General features: G+C 28.5%; 1 protein-coding gene. It reads left to right on the top strand.

Annotation, left to right across the window (positions count from 1 at the left end):
• Nucleotides 1-105: 105 nt before the first annotated feature.
• Nucleotides 106-1,155: an IS30 family transposase gene (locus H9660_RS16110; protein ID WP_191751384.1), complete on the top strand. Its 1,050-nt coding sequence runs from the start codon at nucleotides 106-108 to the stop codon at nucleotides 1,153-1,155.
• Nucleotides 1,156-1,191: the final 36 nt, after the last annotated feature.

The following is a 1,191-nucleotide window of genomic DNA, read 5'->3' as shown; positions in this document are numbered from 1 at the left end:
TGATTAGTTGTAAAATGAACTTGAACTAAATAAAAAAATCCATAGGATTACTTTTCGTGTTAAGATTGAGTTGCGAAACAAAAACCTAACGAAAGGATAATCACTATGGACTACAATAAAAATACCACAAACTCAAAGAAAAATAAACACTTAACTTTTCAAGAAAGGTGTTTTATTGAAATAAGACTTAAAGATAAGTGGTCTGCTTATAAAATCGCTAAGGTGATTAATAGGCCTATTAATACTGTTCTTAACGAAATACGTCGTGGAACAGTTAGTCAAATAAAGTTTGGTAATAAAGTAGATAGATATTTCGCTGAAGTTGGTGATAGAGTTTACACTGAAAATAGACAGAATTCTAAAAGTAAATATAAAATCTTAAAATGCAAAAAGTTTTTAGATTTTGTTAATGAAAAAGTATCAAAAGATAACTGGTCTCTCGATGCATGTTTCGGTGATTCTATTATAAATAATCGCTTTCAGCGTAGCGAAATGGTTTGTACCAAGACTTTATATTCCTATGTTGATTTAGGATTTATGAATGTTAAAAACTCTGATTTACCTATTAAATTAAGAATAAATAAGAAAAAAAGAGTTAGTAGATTAAATAAAATCAAGTTAGGTCGTAGTATTGAAGAAAGAGATAAATCAATTGATACTAAAGAAGAATTTGGCCATTGGGAAATTGATACCGTTATTGGAGCAAAATCTAATAAAGACAATGTTCTTCTTACAATAGTTGAAAGAAATACTCTTAATTCAATACATAGAAAAATTAAATCGAAGACGGCTGATGCCGTGTTATCGGAAATAATTAAACTTAAAAATGAGTTTGGTTCTAAATTTAGTGAAGTTTTCAAAACTATAACTTCAGATAATGGATTAGAATTTTCAAGTCTTAGTAAAATAGAAACCTTTAGTGATACTAAGGTTTATTTCACGCATCCTTATTCTTCATTTGAAAGAGGTTGTAATGAACGCCATAATGGACTAATAAGAAGATTCATACCAAAAGGTAAACTGATATCAAAATATGGTGTAGATGAAATTGCATATATTGAGGATTGGTGTAACACATTACCTCGTAGAAAACTAAATTATAAAACGCCTCAGGAGCTATTCGATAACCAACTTGATCTCATTTATTCAACTTAAACGAAAAGTAGTTCAATTTCAGATTGCAATTTATAA

Source organism: Clostridium gallinarum (assembly GCF_014836325.1).
In the GTDB taxonomy this organism is placed as follows: Bacteria; Bacillota; Clostridia; order Clostridiales; family Clostridiaceae; genus Clostridium; species Clostridium gallinarum.
This window is presented reverse-complemented; position numbering and strand designations above follow the sequence as displayed.

What these genes read in the sequence shown, in the direction of transcription:
- H9660_RS16110 (WP_191751384.1), top strand. Translation starts at nt 106, where the DNA reads ATGGACTACAATAAAAATACCACAAACTCAAAGAAAAATAAACACTTA.